Here is a 17323-nt window from a genome sequence, read left to right on the forward strand (position 1 = left end):
TACACTCAAAATAGATCTGTAAAAATAGACATGATGAATACCATTAAAATAAAAAAAGCAGTCTTACTGCTCAGTTCTTTCGCTGCCGTTACGTGTAGCTATGGCCAAGAGCTGATCCGTCCATCTGTACAATCAAAAACAAGCTTTGCAATTGTTATTGACAGCAAAACTTTTGAACATGCACGTGCTGAAGTTATGGCTTATCGCCAATCCATCGAAAAAGATGGATTGGGCACCTACATTATAGCACATACCTGGGACAAACCCGAGCAGATCCGCGAGCAGCTGCAGCAGCTCTATAAAGGTAAGCAACCACTTGAAGGAACAGTCCTAATTGGCGATATTCCCATCGTCATGATCCGTGATGCACAGTACCTGACATCTGCTTTCAAGATGAATCAAAAAATAAGATGGGATAAATCATCCGTACCGTCCGACCGATACTACGATGATTTTGATTTACAGCTGGATTTCGTAAAACAAGATACAGCAAAAGGACGTACCCACTATTATTACTACAGTCTCAATGGTACATCGCCACAATACATCGAGATGGACATCTACTCTGCCCGTATCAAACCACCTGTTGAAAAAGGTGAAGATGCCACGCAAAAGATCAAGTCTTACCTCCATAAATTGGTAACATTGCGTGAAGAGAACAACCCGCTTAATGATATGGTAGCCTCTACCGGTCATGGCTATAACTCCAATTCGATGAACTCATTTGCAGGTGATGTACTGGCGCTGAAATCACAATTTCCAGATCTGTACAAACCCGGAAATTCCATCAAGTTTTTGAATTTCAGAAACGCTGACTTTATGAAATACAATTTACTCCGCGAATTAAAACGTGAAGGACTTGATTTCGCATTTATGACCGGACATGGAACAGCAACACTGCAATTGATCAATGGCTATCCATTGGCATCCAATCCACAGCCTTCTATGGAAAACGTTGGACGCTATTTACGTTCTAAAATTAGAGCTGCAAAAGAAGATGGAAGAGATGTCGAACAAGTAAAGGAAAGTTTTAAGACCTCATTGGGAGTTTCAGATAAATGGATGACCAATGCCTTTGAAAAAGCGGTAATGGATTCAGACTCGGTTTTCAATGACAACCTGGACGTTCAAATATGGGATGTCAAAGATGCCGATATACAAGCACGATTGGTATACCTCAATTCGTGTTTGACCGGTTCTTTCCACCTGGACAATTACTTAGCGGGCTATTACCCCTTCTCGGACAATAAAAATGTTGCTGCCATTGCCAATAGTATTGGCGTATTGCAAGATTTGTGGCCAGCAGAGCTGATGGGTACTTTGCAACATGGAGTCCGTGTAGGCAACTGGTTCAAACACATTGCTTATCTCGAGACCCATATCCTCGGCGACCCTACTTTTCATTTTACAAGTAAAAGAAGCCAAGAGCTCAATCATGCGATCGTTAGCGGAGGAAAAAGGGCATACTGGAAAAATTTATTGAAAGAAAATGATGCCGACCTCCAGTCATTAGCTCTTGTTTATCTACAAAAAACGTTGCCCGAATCTGAGGTGGCGCAGATCTTAAAAAACACCTACTTTAACTCACCTTTCGAAACGACACGAATGCAAGCATTTGCATTGCTTAGAAACTTTGAAAACGAGCCATATTTTGAAGTATTACATGCTGCAAAAAATGATTCTTACGAATTTATCAGACGTAGAGCTGTCTATGATTTAGGAGAATTTGGTGGCGATGATTTTGCAAAAGATCTGATTGCATTCTACGTTAGTGACCCGCATTCCGAACGTATAAACTATCGATTGAGAACAAACATGACATTTTTCAATCCCGAATTGCTGAAAAAAGAAATTGAAAATCAAGTGCGTCAAAATAAGAGCATCTATAATGCGGCCAACTTAAGTGATCAGCTTTTGAAAGATATTGATTATAACAGCACCAAGGTAGAGAAAATGAAAGCCAACATACTCGACAAAAAACAAACCGAGAAAGAACGTATTGGCGAGATCACCACATTACGACTTTACCGTTTCCATCGTTTAGTACCCACGGTGCTCACGCTGATTGCAGATCCAACTGAATCCGAAACGATCCGCATCACAGCATTAGAAGCAATGAGCTGGTTTCCCCTTTCATATCAAAGAGAAGCCATCTTCACTACTTGCGATCAGCTCCTGAAGGACGATAAAGTTCCTCAAGCAGTAAAAGATCAAGCACTCAAGACTAAACATGTCATGAAAAAAGAAAAGAAGTAACATAAAAAAAAAGAGCAGCCTTTTGTCAGGCTGCTCTTTTTTATGCTCAAAAATTTATTTTGCAGGTCCGTGCGAATGTCCCATATCTGCGGGATTAATCATGATGTGTGCTTTGTAACTACCCTCATCCATCAACCATGGAATACCCGGAACAGTTGGTTTACTTGCCATACCTAGATCTGCAGCTTTCGCAAAAGGAACATATAGGACATAACGGCGTTTTGCATCGGCCATCTCTCCCGTTTCTTTATTAAGCTGTTCCAAAGAACCCCAATAAGCGTATAGCATCGTCGGCTGTTGTGGTATGATCAATTTACCAGCTTTAAATTCCTGTTCGCGAATATCATCGCGCTCTCTACGTTTTCCTTCTGCGATCAGTTCTCTACCTCTAGCCATAAATGGTTCCAAACTTTTTGGATACGCATACGCGTATAGCATCGGAAGTTTATAATCTGGTGCTAAGCAGATATAATCATTGGTACCAGCTCTTAAAACAACAAACTTTCCTTCACTATCATAACCATATACTTGAGCCCCTTCTCTAAACTCGGTAGGTGCAGCCTGTACTGCTATCTTAATTTGAACCGCTGCAGGCAATACTTCTCTCTTTGCTTTTTGTTGTGCCATGCTAACACTTCCGCTACCAAGCGCTAACAACAATAGAACGATAATTTTCTTCATTTTTGTTTTGATATTTATGTAGATTGATTCTAAACAAAGATAAGGTTTTCTGCATAGATTCTTGCTTATACTTGTTATAATTCATCATAGTTTTAGCAATTGACCACTTGCTTATATTAAGAGCGTGCCGAAATACAATAATATGTGCACGAAAATCAAAACTGCAATCGATCAGAGGGCAGTATATTTGTAAAAAATTAGACTGATTTGAAACAATTGACGATATTCTTACTCCTGCTAACGTTCTTATTCCAGACGTTTAGTAGAATAGGTATGCTCGTTGATTACAAATTAAACACAAAAGAATATCTCAAATCTTGTGAAAACATTGATAAACCTACCATGCATTGTAAAGGTCAATGTGTGCTCATGAAAAAACTGAAGAAGCAGGCTGAAAAAGAAGCAAAACAGGCAACTGTTAACTTAGAACAGTTAGCTTCAATTCATCATCTTGATACCTTCGAGTTTCAAAAAAATAATCGCATTGCACGACGTATTACTAAGCACTACCCTCAAGATATGAGCTATACTTTCCTTTTCGCAGAAACAATCTTCCACCCACCCCTCTTTTCCGCTTAATTGTACAAAACAATTGACATCATCTGTCATCAAAGATTTTTCATTTCTCAGCATTAATTGATACCTGAACAGGCTATCCAGTACACGCTATTCATTATTTTGAATCGCTCCGCTACATCGTACTCATTTATGAGCTACAAGTGTTGCACAGGTTAGCCATATACAGAACCATTAATCATAACATCAACATAAATGTTATCAAAACATAAGCATATATTTCTTGGCTGTGCATCTATTGCGCTGTTCATGGGTATGGTAGGATGCGCATCATCTAGCCAAAATAAAGAACTGCCCATTTTAGGGGAGAAAGAAATCATTTCCACTTCAAAAGATGGGATTGCACAAAGTGATACAAGCTATCATCGTATACCCCAATTTCGTTTTGTGGATCAAGATAGTAACTGGATCAGCAATGAAGATTTAAAAGGTAAAATATACCTTGCCGATTTCTTTTTCACCCGCTGCCCTACCATCTGCCCGATCATGTCCAAACACATGCTTGAGGTAGCCAAACATTTTCAGAACGAGCCACGTTTTGCCATCCTTTCGCATACCATAGATCCCGATCATGATACGCCATCGGTTTTAAAAACCTATGCTCAAAAATTGGGCGCACCAGACCTATGGAAATTTGTCAATGGCCCAAAAGCAACAGTATATGACATTGCGGGAGCCGCAGGTTATTTCTCATTTGCCACAGAAAGCCCAGATGCACCAGGTGGTTTTGATCATAGTGGTGTATTTACACTCGTAGATGGAAAAGGGCATATAAGAGGTGTCTACAGTGGTATTGAGATGGACTCCGTAAAAGTTGCCATACAAGATATTCAACAATTATTGGATAAGCGATAACCTATTTCAACAACATTAATAAAAACAATTATGAAGCGTATCATAAATACAACCATCCTTTATATTCTATTCGTACTAGTGCAGATATCGTTCTACGGCTGCAATAATATGACTAAATCAACTGCAACACAGTCAGAAAATAAACATGCTTCAAATAGCATAGATCTTTCCAATATGATCATGCTTGGAGACACCACCTTTGCAGGTTATCAAGTATCACTCTGGACTCCAGATAGTCTAACCAATAAATTTGAAAGCTTATACTTGAGATTAGAAGATGGAAAAGGAAATCCAATAAATGACCAAGAGGTAAATTACGAAATCACAATGGATATGGGAATGATGTCCCATGGTGGACCTTATGACGCTCTAGTCAACAAAGGAAACGGGATTTTTCAAGCTGATATGGTATTTATCATGGCCAATATGAAGGATATGGGGAGAGGATGGCTATTCAAAACTTTACTCAAAGGAAAAGATAAAACAGATACCTTGACTTTTGCCCTCCCAGTACAACAAGCGACTATACCCCGCACTATAGCTACAGGAACAACGACAGATGATCGCGTATTCGTGTCCTGTTTAATTCCTAATGAGGTCGAGTCAGGTAAGCACAATATCGAATTTGCATTACACAAAATGGACAAAGAGACCTTCACCAATCTAGATGGATATACCATAGCAGTAGAACCTTTTATGCCTGCAATGAAACATGGCTCTCCAGAGAATAAAGATGCCGAAAGCAAGGGAAATGGCCGTTATTCCGGCTTAGTCAATTTCACAATGTCTGGAGACTGGGTGATCAAAGTTAAGCTGTTAAAAAATGGAGAAACAGTATCACAAGATAGTTTGGTCTATCCAATCAAAATCAAATAAAAGCGATTAAAAGTTTAACAAAACAAATTATAACAGAATAAAATGAAAAACTATTCAAAAAAGGGAGCATTAAGCCTATTTTCCTGCATCCTATTATTGACAGCATGTGAAAAAGAAACAATTGTTCAAACTTCGGTTGATTCTGGCCCAGGAAGTACAACATTGTTTTTTGATGCACGATATGGTGACGCTGACTTCGAATTGAACAAAGCATATGATTTTAAACTCAGCAATGCTACTGGTCAGTTTGATCTAAAATATGAGTTCAGCCAGCTTCGTTATTGGGTGAGCAACGTTCGCTTAGTCAATGCTGCGGGCGAAGAATTCAAAGTGCCAGAATCCTACTACCTCATCGAAGAAAATGTCGAAATTCCTGTACAAGAGGGATCATTTGACAAAAAATATCCTGCAAATAAAAGAGAACAGGTGCAGATAAGTTCTATACCAGCAGGTGATTATACTGCTATAAAATTTGCTGTCGGAGTAGATTCAAAATACAACGATAATTTAACCCTACGTGCCGGCGAATTATCCTCCTTAAATGGTATGGCTTTTGAAAATTGGATGTGGTTCACCAGTTATAAGTTTTTTGTGGTAAATGGAAAAATGACCTGGGTAAAAGCAGCGCCGGAAGCTCCTGCTTCACAAACATTCTTTTGGGACTTCGCTTCAAACAATCTCTATACGGAGAAAGAAATTAAATTAGATAAAGCGATCACTATTAATGCGCAGATGAAATCAAATATCAAATTAGAATTGGATGTCAAAAAAGTAATCGATATTGAAAACCCATGGTCAAACAGGTTGATCAGCGCATCCAAAAAGGAGCTGATGACACAGTTAAAAGACAATCTGCTTACCAAAGCCATCACCTTAAAAAGCACAAGTTCGACTGCTATAGCAAAATAGTATGATGATAAACAAAGGACTAAAAGTAGGAGTTTTCACAAGCATAGTATTAAGCTTGTGCACGATCTCATGTAGTAAAGTAAAAGTTGACACTCCGCAACCGGATCAAACTCCTACTCCTTTGATGCTAAAAGTCCCGGGCCATTTTCCGGCACCAACAAATATGCTCGACAACCCCCTGACGGTTGAAGGAGTAAATCTAGGTCGTCATCTTTTTTATGATCCCTTGTTATCTGCAAATATGCAGGTAAGCTGTGCAAGCTGTCATCATCAAGAACGAGCATTTGCAGATGGAGTGGCACTTACGGCTGCAGGTGTATCAGGAAAAACACTTGAGCGGCATTCTCCGACATTGATTAATCTAGCATGGGCTGATCAAGGATTTTTCTGGGACGGTGGTGCAACAAATCTAGAATCACAGGCCTTTGGACCGCTTACGCATGCTGACGAAATGGGAATGTCCTTAGTCACTTTGGCCAACCGGCTGATGGCTAGTGAATTTTACGTCAACTTATTTCAGCAAGCTTTTGCTGAAAAACCATCAGCACAAGGTGCCGCAAAAGCATTGGCGCAATTTCAGCGAACCTTGATATCGAGCAATTCGCGTTATGACAGTTATCGAAGTGGGCAAGATTTGAAAGCCCTTTCCGCAGGGGAACTACGTGGAATGCATCTTGTAAAACAAAAATGTGGGACATGCCATAGTGGAGAACTGTTCACAGATAATGCTTTCCATAATAACGGTATTGATGATGACTTTACCGATGACTCGAACGAATGGATACATCGCGGACGTTATCGTATATCTTTTAATCCGATAGATCTGGGTGCCTTTAAAACACCAACACTAAGAAACGTAACACGCTCTGCACCCTATATGCACGATGGAAGATTCAAATCACTTGATCAGGTGTTGCAGCACTACAGATCTGGTATTAAGCATAGTCCGGTCACAGACCGACTTCTTTACGATCAAAATGAAAATCCTGGCATAGCCATGAGCGATAAAGAAATGACAGAAATAAAATCATTTCTAGAAGCATTGACAGACGATATATTTTTAAATGAAATAACTTTTTCTAATCCAAATAAGAAATGAAAAAAGACAAAACCAATGTAGGCAGTAGAACAGTTCTTACAGCGATGATAATCCTGCTATTAACAATAACAGGAGCATGCAGCAAAACTGAAGCACCTACCCCCGATGAAGAAAAAACTGGACAATTCTCTATCGAATTTGACAATATAATGGGCGAAGAAACTTTGAGTTTCGAACCCCGAGTTTATAAAAATGCAAAGGGAGAATCCTTTAGAATTAAATTGTTGCAATATTTCATCAGCAACATCAAGCTCTATAAAGCAGATGGCAGTAGCTATACAGTACCTCAGGATGACAGTTATTTTTTAGTAAACGCAGCCGATCGTACCACACGTTTCACCAAAGTAAAAGTGCCCGAAGGAAACTATGAAAAAGTTGAATTTGTCATCGGTGTAGACAGTGCAAGAAGTTCGATGCCTGTAGAAAAACGGACTGGTGTATTGTCCTTCAATCCAGAAGAAGGACACGAAGGTGGCGGTATGTATTGGGGATGGAACAGCGGTTATATCTTCTTTAAGATGGAAGGTTACTGCGAATTGATCTCCGACAATCAACAGGGAGATCCCACTGGAAATAAACAGTTCAAATATCATATCGGTGGATTTGGAGGTTACAATGCCCCTACCTTGAACAATATCAAGACCATTACAGTAGATCTGAAAACTGCAGGAACAGCACAAGTGAGAAAAGGGTTACGCAGTAACGTCCACCTATTTGTGGATATCATGAAAATATTCAATGGTCCACACACATTCAGTATTGTAGAGCATCCCAATGTCATGTTCAGTGAATACAGTGTGAATATTGCCAACAATTTCCCGCATTTTTTCACACATGATCATACCGAAAATTTTGTGAAAAGTGAAGATGAATTATAACTGATGAAAAAAATATTTGTGCTAATTGGAATTGTTGCCCTCGTATGGGCATGCAAAAAAGGTGAAGACTCAATTCCTGACCTCTTCACAGGCTTCTTGAAACCAAATAATTTTCCTGAGCCAACTTATAATTTTTCTAGAAACATGATTACAAAAGAAGGCTTTGAATTGGGCAAGCGTCTTTTTTACGAACCGCGCTTATCCCGTAACAATACCGTTGCCTGTGGCAGTTGCCACATCCAGTCTGCAGCATTTACCCATCATGGTCACGATGTGAGTCACGGTATTGATGATCGGCTAGGCATACGCAATCCTATGCCTATTATGAACATGGCTTGGCAAAAAGAATTCTTTTGGGACGGAGGCGTCTTTGATTTAGATCTTGCAGCAGTCAACGCGATCACAAATCCTGTTGAAATGGATGAAACAGTACCCAATGTGCTTAGAAAATTAAGAGCACATCCCGATTATCCTGCGCTATTTAAAAAAGCCTTTGGGACTGATGAAATAACCGATGCACGCTTTTTCAAAGCCCTATCGCAATATATGCTAATGGCTGTAAGCAACAATGCTAAATACGATCATGTGATGCGCAAAGAAGCAGGATATGCCTTTACTGAACAAGAACAAAAAGGCTATCTTTTTTACCAAAAAAACTGTTCATCCTGCCACAACGAGCCACTGTTTACCGATAGAAGCTACCGTAATAATGGACTTTCTCCTAATCGAGCTAACGACACCGGTCGAGATTCTGTGACCTTAAATCCCGCCGATAGATATAAATTCAAAGTGCCTAGCCTTCGTAATATTTCCTATACTGCCCCTTACATGCACGATGGACGTTTTCTGACCTTAAATCGGGTTATTGAACATTACCGGACAGGAATGGTTGATTCCCCTACCCTTGACCCCGTTTTTAGACAAGCGGATGGATCGTTAGGTATAAAAATGAGCGATACTGAAAAAGATAATCTGATAGCATTTTTAAAAACTTTAGATGACCGGGATTTCTTGACCAATAAGCTATTGGCAGAACCCGAAATAAATTCGGGCTTTGTTGTCAATTGATCATCTGATTTTCAAGCAGCACTGGTCCTCTTCTTACATTCCTATACCGGATTTAACATGTAGATCAACAGTAAGCACAGATGACAGGCATATACAATTTTCGACATATTATCATAAAAACAGCGACAAATGAATACATACAAACACCTTAAAAAAAATACGATATACGGTCTATTGACCGTATTAGCATGCGGACTGATGATCCCTATCTCAAAAGCATGTGATATCTGTGGATGTGGTGTCGGCAGTTATTACATTGGTATATTACCAGACTTCAATAAACGCTTTATTGGGCTTCGCTATCAACATAAATCGCTTCTCACACACCTAGGACCTACCGGCAATCGCACGCCTATTACCGCCGATGAAACCTATCAAAGCATGGAAATGTGGGGAGCATGGAACATCGGTCAGCGCTGGCGGGTCATGGCAATTTTGCCCTATAACTTCAACACGCGTACTATAAAGGGCAGCGGAGAGCAGGGGAAGAAAAATGGAATGGGTGATGTCGTAGCAATGGGCTATTTCAAAATATTTGAAGAAGCGAAAGGCACAGCATCCAACAAAATGCTCGTCCACTCGCTATGGATAGGCGCAGGTGTAAAAGCACCTACGGGAAAGTACGATGCAAGCGAACGCAGTAATGCGGCTCAGGACTCACCAAATAACTTTCAATTGGGTACCGCCAGTACAGACTTTATGTTCAATCTCGCATATGATGTAAGGTTGATGGATCTAGGTCTGAATGTCAATACCACATACAAATTGAATACGGAAAACAAATACGATTACAGATACGCCAATAAATTCACTGCCAATGCACTCGCATATTATAAATTTAATATACGCGATAAGGTACGTATAGCACCTAATGCTGGTGTCACTTATGAGACACAGCCAAAAGATGTCGTCTTTGGAAAATATGATGTCGCACAGTCTGGCGGAAACTCCACCACAGGAATTATAGGTATAGAAGTCAATATCGGAAAAATATCATTCGGCGGTAACTATCAATCCCCTTTAAGCCAAAATCTTGCTGGCGGGCGTGTAGAAGCTGGCGATCGGTTTCTTACCCATTTGTCCTACAGCTTTTAAAAAAGCAAAAAGATTGTCTTAAACTCTAAAAAAATAACATACTATGAAATCTATTAGCTCCATATCCATACTCGTATCATGCTGTATATTCAGCATGGTTGCATGTAATGCTAACAACTCTGCAGACTCAGGTGCAAAAAAAAAAGAACCTGCTGTTGAAGAACCCACTCCAGTAACGCTTCAAGTAAATGATTTTCTAAAAGAAGGAAATAAAGGTGTAGGCGGCATCACGAGTTTTGAACACAAACCATTCGATCAAAAATTAGCCGATGAGGGCAATAAATTATTCATTGTCAAGTGTACGATGTGTCATGAAATCAAGGAAGATAAAATAGGTCCAGCACTTTATGGCGTCACAAAAAAAAGAACGCCAGAATGGATGATGAACATGATCTTGACCCCTGATAAGATGCTAGCAGAAGATGCAGATGCAATAGCACTCAGCAAAACTTACGATGGAGCAATGGCGGCTCTAGGGTTAAACCCTCAAGAAGCAATCGCAATTCTGGAATACCTGAGACAAGAAGATTCGAAATAGAAAGAAATTTCACATCCGACCTCATTAAAAAAGCTGGCGGTAAGAATTGATAAAAACAAAAAAAGGGATGAAATATTGATCAGTTTCATCCCTTTTCTGTACTGCAAAATGGTTACTGCGTTTTCCTAAATTCTTCAGGACTTACACCATATTTCTTTTTAAAGAAAGTAATAAAATAGGATACATTTTCAAAACCAAGTTCAAAAGAGATCTCCGAAATATTCTTATAGGTATGAATGAGTAGGCGTTCAGCCTCCATCAGTACGCGCTCCCTTATCAGTTGGCCAGCAGATATCCCTCTCCTTTCCTGACACAAACGATTGAGATAATTCGTGGAAATAAAAAGCTGATCAGCATAGAATGAAGGCAAGCGCTCATGCGCAAATTGCTCGCTGATCAAGCGTTCAAAAGAGATCACCTTCTCCTCTTTTTCATTTTTTGGTATTTCAGTTCCTTCAATATTGACATTGCGGCTGAGTGTTCCCAAAAAAATATTTAAGTAGGAACGCAGTATATTTTTAGCGTCAGGATGGCTAAATAAATATTCGCGATGCATTGTTTCTAAAATCATAGGCCAACCTAACTGCTGTTCAACAGCAACATTTTGGGCTTGCATCTTTTGCGTTTTTAAAAATGAAAAATGATGCAGTACATTATCGTTGTACCGTTGCGTAAAAAAATGCTCTTCAAATAAAATAACCCAACCGTCTTTTTGATCATTTTCTGTCAACAAACTCAATACTGTACTAGGACTGAAAAACATAACCTGTTGTTGCTGTAATTGACAGTTATACTTGTCAATATTCAACGTAATAAGTCCTGATGTTAAATAAATAACCGTATAAAATGTTCTTCGATTTGGTAGATGCAGATTTTGAAGACAACTATAGTCATCTTTTAGATTGTATACAATTAAGCCAATATGATCGGGATCAATATTGTTTAATGATATTGTGTTAATATTTTCTGTTTTTATAACCATAATTAATGTAATTGCAAAGTGAGATAATCGACTATACAAAAAACAAAATGGGTGGCTTGAAAATAAATCTATCCGTCCCCTCCAATACAAGATAGCGCTGAAAAAACAAATGTGCAGCACGTAAATCAGTAAAGTCTTCGTCAGACTTCAGTAAAAAACAGGTCAAAGGAAGATAAATATTCAGATCGATCTGCTTCGCTTTAGGAGCAGGATCTTGTTGGTCTCTTTCCTTTTCCAACTGCTTATCGATATAACAGAATCCACTGCAGGTCACTGCCGGCTCAAACCGATTGATGCATAATTGGGTTGTAATATAATCCTTATTGAGCTCAAAACCCATACAGATCCAGGTACAGCTCGTTGCTTGTATGAAAATGGCTAAGACAAGGAGTATCGATAATTTAGCGCGCATTAAAAACTTAATAAATAATAACGTTCTACAGTCTTGAATATTAATTATCAAGCACGAGAAATTCAAAATAAATAAGGGTATAGCTATCGGTTTATTTCAAAATGAGATAGCGAAATAAATAGTCAGAAAGACTAGATGAGGATATTAGCAGCTAGGTGGTCGCAAAATACGATTAATACGATTAAAAGTATAATGAGAATGGCGCATATCAAAATTTGTATTTGTCATATGATCGACAAAAATCGCAGGCATATTAAGCACGGTAGATGGTATTAAAACAAAGGCTTGCGCTTCCTTTATTTTATTTTCTATATTTTTCTTTTCATCTTCTCGCGCTTTTTTCATTTTCTTCATCAATACACATGTGCCCTTGCAATGCAACTGAGGAGCATCTCTATTTTCACAGAGATATTGCGCTATATAATCACGATTGATATAAAAAGCACTTACAACCACGACTCCCCAGCATGCCTGAAACAGCATGAGGACAGATAGGAAATATAAAAGTACTCTTTTCATAAAGTTCAAATATACGCTATTTTTAAGCAATTTAGAAACATCTTGACTTAAATCGCAGTACTTTTTTCATGTACTTCAGTAGATGTTTAAAATCTATATAGCCTACTTCTGAGGCTATATAGATCCTGATCTACGTTGTTAATTATCGGACAGAATTTGCATCACTAAATTAAAATCTGTACTAAGCATTACTCCTTCTGGAGATTTACTTTCAATAATCAACTTATATGTTCCCTCGTCTAAAGAACTGTTTTTCTTTACCTGGATGATTCCAGAAGTTTCATCAATAGAAAAAATCGAATTACTATCATTAAAACCATTATCATTTAGAGTGATGGCTTTAATGCTAAATTTGCCTTTAAACCGTCCAGGATTTACCACCGGGGCATCAGATTTAAAAGAATTACCCAAAGGGATAACAAAACGGTTGTAAATGATTGTTAAGTCAAAGTCCTGATAATAGATCCCATAAAACAGTTTAGGTTCTGGCAATATCGATAATTTAAGATCTCTTTCTGCCAATTTATAACCGTTTTTGAAAAGTATTGGTCTCAAAGTATATACCCACTCTTTCTTTTTATTCGGATCACCAGCTTTATCAGATACCACAATCTGATTATTGACGATATTGACATGCTGATCTTTATTGCCGTATGAAGGATCAAATTGAAAATTTGCACCTTCCATATTGAAGTTATCCACTACCAGATCAAATGTATTTTGGGGATCGTTGTACAGGCAATATGGAGTCAGTACCGCTGTGGCATTTGGTTCATTTTTTAAATAAAGCTGAGCAGGGTTTACAACCAGATTAATTTTTTTTGAAAACCCCTTTAAACCATTTTCAGTTTTAGAAGTAATGATAATAGGGTAATTTTCTGGGATCGTATTCTGAAATTCGGATGAAAACGTATTGTTTGGATATAATTTACCAGAATAAATAAACATCCTTGAATGCTCACGATCAAATTTAATTGACTGTTTTACAAGATCCAACAAAGAGTGATCCTTATCGACCTGTTGGCCAGGATGGTCGACAGTTATTTCCAAAGAAATATCATCGGCGCTATATTCTTCAGGAAGCTGATAAGAAAGGGTGTCACCATAGATTACGGAAACGCCATCCGGTATAGGTAATGGAGGTAGATAGCCATTGACTATCGTATCCTTAGTACAGGATATCGCAACTAAACAGAATAGCGTCATTACTCCTAATTTTAATAGCGATAACGTTTTAAGATTGCACATTTTTTTTCAATTAAAAAATAAAAAATAGTTGATTTACGTAAATCAGATTCAATCGCAAAATTATACGCTTTTGGAGTATATAGATTTCGGTTTTCGTGCACATAGTTTTATTATTCAAATCGATGTATAGATTGATCAAAAACACTTGATGTGGTCTTTACCGAAATGTCTTTTAACTAACCAAAACGGCTATTTTTCTACGACTCGACAATAATTGCTATCACTACCCATCTGACGATATTCATGCCTATATCTAAAATAAAAAAACAATATAGTATCCCTTAAAAACTATGCTTTATCCATCTGCAGATAAGACCTCTTTATAGGAAATCCCCTTCTTTTTTACATACCATGTTGTGCATGCGTTTTTTGTAATTTCATCATGCCAAAATGACTATCCTCTTCCAACACCTCATTATTTACAATAATAAAACTCAGAAAAGGATTCATTTTAATGGATCCTTTTCTGAGTTTTATTAAACGGTACTTGCACTATATTTTTAACAAACCTATGCTGACAAATATTCTTCAGTATCCTGAATTTTAGCGTAAAAAAATGTTAATGCCGCTAAAAAAGCATGGTGTACATCAGCAGCTTTTACATGCTGACCATTGATCTCCAAGTCACGAGTTGCGCAAGCATCACTGATTACAGTACAATCAAACCCAAAATCAAATGCAGCCCGAGTACCAGCATCTACACACATATGGGTCATCATACCTGTAATCACAAGTTCTGTGATATTGTTCTCTTTCAGATATGCTAACAGATCAGTGTCACGAAAACTATTTGGATAATGCTTGGTAATTACTTTTTCACCTTGCAATGGCTTCACGTTATCGTGAATTTCAACACCCCTTGTACCTGGCGCAAAGTACGGTGCACCTTCCGGAGATAGATGCTGTACATGTACGACAGTCAACTCTTCCTTTCTAAAGTGCTCAAGCAATTTTTTTGTATTTTCGCTAGCAGGAATAGGATTAACCAATTCCATAGCACCATTTTCAAAATAATCATTTTGAACGTCTATAATAATCAAAGCTTTACTCATAACTATTTTATTTATATTATTCGTCAAATTTAACGCTAAACTTAGGTCTAGCTTATACCATTATGAATTATTAAACTACCATTTTGATAAAAAAACATTTAACCACCGCATCAGTTAGCAATAATAAAGTATCGGTAATATTGCTGGTTCGATAAAAATAAACGGCTGAACAGTATTCTGTTTGGTTAACCAATTTTTATTTTAACAGTATAGCCTCTAAAGAAATATCAATCTTAAGTGCATTGCCGATCGGACACATTTCCTTGGCTTTCTGTGCAAAAACTTGGAACTGTTCTTCAGTTATTGCAGGAATTTTAGCTTGTAATGTCAAATTGGAATTGCTGATAACATTGTTGCTTATCACCAGCGAAATACTTGTTTCAATAGTGTCGGCAGAAAGTCCGTTTTCTCCGAGGATATAAGCCAATGTCATTGTATAACACGAAGCGTGAGCAGAAGCCAGCAATTCTTCCGGATTGCTAAAACTGCCATCATTTTTAGCGTAAGAAGGTTTAAATGCTATGCTATTCAATTTCGAATTTTCAATATCCAATTGTCCGTTTCCCTGTTTAAAACTTCCTTGCCAAACGGCTTTAACACTTGTTTCCATAAACTTAATTTTAATAAAATTTTATAGTACAAAGTTACCGGCTCTTAGAATTTCATACAATGGATATTGGGCACATTGTATAGGACATTTTGCCCATTCTTTAGTTTTTGCTTTGTATTTTTCTAATTCAATAGGTGATTTTTCTGTTTGTATTTTAAAAAAACGGACAAAATAAGATTGGTCATCATATCCAAGCTGGACAGCAATCTCCTTTACCGTAAGATCTGTATTGGCAAGCAATCGCGGGGCACAAAATGCGCCCACCATATTTTCCATATAGATTGTAGATTCGATTTTAAATTATTTAAGATATCACTTACCAAAAAAATCATCATCCACAGACTGGTCATCTGAAAATGTCCAAACCTGAATTATTTTTCCGTCTTTTACTTCGAAAAGGTCAAGACCGCCCAAATCCATATCTTTAGTTTCCGTTTTTGCGGTAAACCAAACTGGAACTGCAATCAGATTTCCACTTTCCAACATCTTTCCGTTGGGTTTCACAACCATATTCCCCGATGTGTGACTCATTATGCCCTGAAACATTTGGATAATTTCACTGAGATTATTCTTCAATCCGGCAAACTTATTGTCTCCCGGCTGACACCATCTAGTTTCTGGCGTAAATGATGAAAGTGCTTTTTCTAATTCACCCTTGCCCAATGCCTCAAAGTATGATGCAACAACTTCTTTCGCTTCCATATATTGGAATTTAATAACTATTTAATGAAATAATTTTTATTATCGTGTGCCCATTGCGCTAACGAAGTCATTTCCACAGGAAGTTTTTCCAAAATTTCATTCATTTTCGAATTAAACTTAGGTGGATATTCAGTTGCGTTCTGAAGACTCTCGTAATATGCTGCAACACTAGCTGCACCTGCTTCTCCCACAAACGGTTTTAATATATCACCAAATTCATTAGGTTTTTGAGGATAATACACAATTTCTTCATCTACTCCCTTAGAAAACTGCGTCGCCAGATCATTCCCTTTTAGGTTTTCCATACCACTGATTTTGAAAGCATCTGCTTTTAAATCAACATTATAAATAGCTTCAACGACAAAAGCGCTCACATCTCTAGAAGCAATCCACCCAATTGGCATGGCCTCAGGAGTAGGATAAGCCAATTTTTTCTCATTTGTTATAAACGGTGCACAAAATGCACCCATCATATTTTCCATATAGATAGTAGGTTCGATGATAACATAGTCCACTCCACTATTTTTCAAATAATCTCGAACATCCAATTTCACGTCATCTACCGGAGAACCTACTTTTTGAGACTCTAACCAACCACTTGTATTCCAAACAATTTTACTAACTCCATTTGCTTTCGCTGCATCAATCACATTTTTTGAATATTGTAAACCATCAAATGGATTCGGCAATGAAACAGGAATCATAAAAGCAATAGCATCAATACCTTGCGTAATTTCTAGGATTTTGGCTGCGTCATTCAGGTTTGCCAATACCGGTGTTGCACCTGCTTGAGTTAATTTTTCAAAACTTTTTTCTGAACTGGTCGCAGCAAATACTTCTGCACCTTTTTTCTTCGCTTCGCCAATTACATTGAACTGTTGTGAGCCCGTAGCTCCAAATACTAAAATTCTCATTTGCTAATATTTTTTTTCTATATCTTGATCAAATCTAATAATTAACTTACTTT

General features: G+C 37.9%; 20 protein-coding genes. 10 read left to right on the top strand and 10 right to left on the bottom strand.

Annotation, left to right across the window (positions count from 1 at the left end; translation table 11 throughout):
• Positions 1 to 30 precede the first annotated feature (30 nt).
• Positions 31 to 2256 (top strand): HEAT repeat domain-containing protein, encoded by a 2226-nt coding sequence (locus C8N37_RS21955; RefSeq protein ID WP_244914506.1) that lies wholly within the window; start codon positions 31 to 33, stop codon positions 2254 to 2256.
• 54 nt (positions 2257 to 2310) lie between these two features.
• Here C8N37_RS21955 and C8N37_RS21960 read toward each other — a convergent pair whose 3' ends face one another.
• A complete protein-coding gene (locus C8N37_RS21960; protein ID WP_108160922.1) occupies positions 2311 to 2937 on the bottom strand; it encodes a hypothetical protein in 627 nt (208 codons plus the stop codon).
• Positions 2938 to 3210: 273 nt separating this feature from the next.
• Between C8N37_RS21960 and C8N37_RS21965 the strand changes: the two genes are divergently transcribed.
• The 9 genes from C8N37_RS21965 (at position 3211) to C8N37_RS22005 (ending at position 10831) form a co-directional block, all read left to right on the top strand.
• The gene (locus C8N37_RS21965; RefSeq protein ID WP_108160923.1) at positions 3211 to 3516 is read left to right on the top strand and encodes a hypothetical protein; all 306 of its coding nucleotides are present in this window, start codon (positions 3211 to 3213) and stop codon (positions 3514 to 3516) included.
• 192 nt (positions 3517 to 3708) lie between these two features.
• Positions 3709 to 4368 (top strand): SCO family protein, encoded by a 660-nt coding sequence (locus C8N37_RS21970; RefSeq protein ID WP_211322328.1) that lies wholly within the window; start codon positions 3709 to 3711, stop codon positions 4366 to 4368.
• A gap of 30 nt (positions 4369 to 4398) precedes the next feature.
• Positions 4399 to 5244 (top strand): FixH family protein, encoded by an 846-nt coding sequence (locus C8N37_RS21975; protein WP_108160924.1) that lies wholly within the window; start codon positions 4399 to 4401, stop codon positions 5242 to 5244.
• Positions 5245 to 5286: 42 nt separating this feature from the next.
• The gene (locus C8N37_RS21980; RefSeq protein WP_108160925.1) at positions 5287 to 6153 is read left to right on the top strand and encodes an MbnP family protein; all 867 of its coding nucleotides are present in this window, start codon (positions 5287 to 5289) and stop codon (positions 6151 to 6153) included.
• Between the two features lies 1 nt (position 6154).
• On the top strand, positions 6155 to 7252 hold the full coding sequence (locus tag C8N37_RS21985) for a cytochrome-c peroxidase (RefSeq protein ID WP_108160926.1): 1098 nt from the start codon (positions 6155 to 6157) through the stop codon (positions 7250 to 7252).
• Positions 7249 to 8130: an MbnP family protein gene (locus C8N37_RS21990; RefSeq protein WP_108160927.1), complete on the top strand. Its 882-nt coding sequence runs from the start codon at positions 7249 to 7251 to the stop codon at positions 8128 to 8130. Before C8N37_RS21985 ends, C8N37_RS21990 begins: the two co-directional genes overlap by 4 nt.
• A gap of 144 nt (positions 8131 to 8274) precedes the next feature.
• Entirely contained in the window at positions 8275 to 9198 is a 924-nt protein-coding gene (locus C8N37_RS21995) for a cytochrome-c peroxidase (protein ID WP_244914507.1), read from the top strand.
• Positions 9199 to 9327: 129 nt separating this feature from the next.
• Entirely contained in the window at positions 9328 to 10293 is a 966-nt protein-coding gene (locus tag C8N37_RS22000; RefSeq protein WP_307724988.1) for a transporter family protein, read from the top strand.
• A gap of 43 nt (positions 10294 to 10336) precedes the next feature.
• Complete coding sequence (locus tag C8N37_RS22005) at positions 10337 to 10831, top strand: c-type cytochrome (protein ID WP_244914508.1); 495 nt, start codon at positions 10337 to 10339, stop codon at positions 10829 to 10831.
• A 112-nt stretch (positions 10832 to 10943) separates the two neighbouring features.
• Here the strand turns inward: C8N37_RS22005 and C8N37_RS22010 are convergent, their stop codons facing one another.
• From C8N37_RS22010 to C8N37_RS22050, 9 genes are all read right to left on the bottom strand, one after another.
• Positions 10944 to 11813: a helix-turn-helix domain-containing protein gene (locus tag C8N37_RS22010; RefSeq protein ID WP_108160930.1), complete on the bottom strand. Its 870-nt coding sequence runs from the start codon at positions 11811 to 11813 to the stop codon at positions 10944 to 10946.
• 31 nt (positions 11814 to 11844) lie between these two features.
• The gene (locus tag C8N37_RS22015) at positions 11845 to 12225 is read right to left on the bottom strand and encodes a hypothetical protein (protein ID WP_108160931.1); all 381 of its coding nucleotides are present in this window, start codon (positions 12223 to 12225) and stop codon (positions 11845 to 11847) included.
• A 144-nt stretch (positions 12226 to 12369) separates the two neighbouring features.
• Positions 12370 to 12744 carry a hypothetical protein gene (locus C8N37_RS22020; RefSeq protein WP_146171126.1) on the bottom strand — a complete coding sequence of 125 codons (375 nt, stop codon included), beginning with the start codon at positions 12742 to 12744 and terminating at the stop codon, positions 12370 to 12372.
• Between the two features lie 138 nt (positions 12745 to 12882).
• Complete coding sequence (locus C8N37_RS22025) at positions 12883 to 13992, bottom strand: hypothetical protein (RefSeq protein WP_108160933.1); 1110 nt, start codon at positions 13990 to 13992, stop codon at positions 12883 to 12885.
• Between the two features lie 509 nt (positions 13993 to 14501).
• Positions 14502 to 15044 carry a cysteine hydrolase family protein gene (locus C8N37_RS22030; protein ID WP_108160934.1) on the bottom strand — a complete coding sequence of 181 codons (543 nt, stop codon included), beginning with the start codon at positions 15042 to 15044 and terminating at the stop codon, positions 14502 to 14504.
• A gap of 196 nt (positions 15045 to 15240) precedes the next feature.
• Entirely contained in the window at positions 15241 to 15654 is a 414-nt protein-coding gene (locus C8N37_RS22035; protein WP_108160935.1) for an OsmC family peroxiredoxin, read from the bottom strand.
• A gap of 21 nt (positions 15655 to 15675) precedes the next feature.
• Positions 15676 to 15930, bottom strand: coding sequence for a helix-turn-helix domain-containing protein (locus C8N37_RS22040; RefSeq protein WP_108160936.1), 255 nt, complete (start codon positions 15928 to 15930; stop codon positions 15676 to 15678).
• A gap of 36 nt (positions 15931 to 15966) precedes the next feature.
• The gene (locus tag C8N37_RS22045) at positions 15967 to 16356 is read right to left on the bottom strand and encodes a nuclear transport factor 2 family protein (protein ID WP_108160937.1); all 390 of its coding nucleotides are present in this window, start codon (positions 16354 to 16356) and stop codon (positions 15967 to 15969) included.
• Between the two features lie 17 nt (positions 16357 to 16373).
• Positions 16374 to 17270 (bottom strand): SDR family oxidoreductase, encoded by an 897-nt coding sequence (locus tag C8N37_RS22050; RefSeq protein ID WP_108160938.1) that lies wholly within the window; start codon positions 17268 to 17270, stop codon positions 16374 to 16376.
• Between the last annotated feature and the right edge of the window lie 53 nt (positions 17271 to 17323).

Origin of the sequence: Sphingobacterium faecium, assembly GCF_003054045.1 — a bacterium.
GTDB classification, from domain to species: Bacteria; Bacteroidota; Bacteroidia; order Sphingobacteriales; family Sphingobacteriaceae; genus Sphingobacterium; species Sphingobacterium faecium.

What these genes read in the sequence shown, in the direction of transcription:
- C8N37_RS21955 (WP_244914506.1), top strand. Translation starts at nt 31, where the DNA reads ATGATGAATACCATTAAAATAAAAAAAGCAGTCTTACTGCTCAGTTCT.
- C8N37_RS21960 (WP_108160922.1), bottom strand. Translation starts at nt 2,937, where the DNA reads ATGAAGAAAATTATCGTTCTATTGTTGTTAGCGCTTGGTAGCGGAAGT.
- C8N37_RS21965 (WP_108160923.1), top strand. Translation starts at nt 3,211, where the DNA reads ATGCTCGTTGATTACAAATTAAACACAAAAGAATATCTCAAATCTTGT.
- C8N37_RS21970 (WP_211322328.1), top strand. Translation starts at nt 3,709, where the DNA reads ATGTTATCAAAACATAAGCATATATTTCTTGGCTGTGCATCTATTGCG.
- C8N37_RS21975 (WP_108160924.1), top strand. Translation starts at nt 4,399, where the DNA reads ATGAAGCGTATCATAAATACAACCATCCTTTATATTCTATTCGTACTA.
- C8N37_RS21980 (WP_108160925.1), top strand. Translation starts at nt 5,287, where the DNA reads ATGAAAAACTATTCAAAAAAGGGAGCATTAAGCCTATTTTCCTGCATC.
- C8N37_RS21985 (WP_108160926.1), top strand. Translation starts at nt 6,155, where the DNA reads ATGATGATAAACAAAGGACTAAAAGTAGGAGTTTTCACAAGCATAGTA.
- C8N37_RS21990 (WP_108160927.1), top strand. Translation starts at nt 7,249, where the DNA reads ATGAAAAAAGACAAAACCAATGTAGGCAGTAGAACAGTTCTTACAGCG.
- C8N37_RS21995 (WP_244914507.1), top strand. Translation starts at nt 8,275, where the DNA reads ATGATTACAAAAGAAGGCTTTGAATTGGGCAAGCGTCTTTTTTACGAA.
- C8N37_RS22000 (WP_307724988.1), top strand. Translation starts at nt 9,328, where the DNA reads ATGAATACATACAAACACCTTAAAAAAAATACGATATACGGTCTATTG.
- C8N37_RS22005 (WP_244914508.1), top strand. Translation starts at nt 10,337, where the DNA reads ATGAAATCTATTAGCTCCATATCCATACTCGTATCATGCTGTATATTC.
- C8N37_RS22010 (WP_108160930.1), bottom strand. Translation starts at nt 11,813, where the DNA reads ATGGTTATAAAAACAGAAAATATTAACACAATATCATTAAACAATATT.
- C8N37_RS22015 (WP_108160931.1), bottom strand. Translation starts at nt 12,225, where the DNA reads ATGCGCGCTAAATTATCGATACTCCTTGTCTTAGCCATTTTCATACAA.
- C8N37_RS22020 (WP_146171126.1), bottom strand. Translation starts at nt 12,744, where the DNA reads ATGAAAAGAGTACTTTTATATTTCCTATCTGTCCTCATGCTGTTTCAG.
- C8N37_RS22025 (WP_108160933.1), bottom strand. Translation starts at nt 13,992, where the DNA reads ATGTGCAATCTTAAAACGTTATCGCTATTAAAATTAGGAGTAATGACG.
- C8N37_RS22030 (WP_108160934.1), bottom strand. Translation starts at nt 15,044, where the DNA reads ATGAGTAAAGCTTTGATTATTATAGACGTTCAAAATGATTATTTTGAA.
- C8N37_RS22035 (WP_108160935.1), bottom strand. Translation starts at nt 15,654, where the DNA reads ATGGAAACAAGTGTTAAAGCCGTTTGGCAAGGAAGTTTTAAACAGGGA.
- C8N37_RS22040 (WP_108160936.1), bottom strand. Translation starts at nt 15,930, where the DNA reads ATGGAAAATATGGTGGGCGCATTTTGTGCCCCGCGATTGCTTGCCAAT.
- C8N37_RS22045 (WP_108160937.1), bottom strand. Translation starts at nt 16,356, where the DNA reads ATGGAAGCGAAAGAAGTTGTTGCATCATACTTTGAGGCATTGGGCAAG.
- C8N37_RS22050 (WP_108160938.1), bottom strand. Translation starts at nt 17,270, where the DNA reads ATGAGAATTTTAGTATTTGGAGCTACGGGCTCACAACAGTTCAATGTA.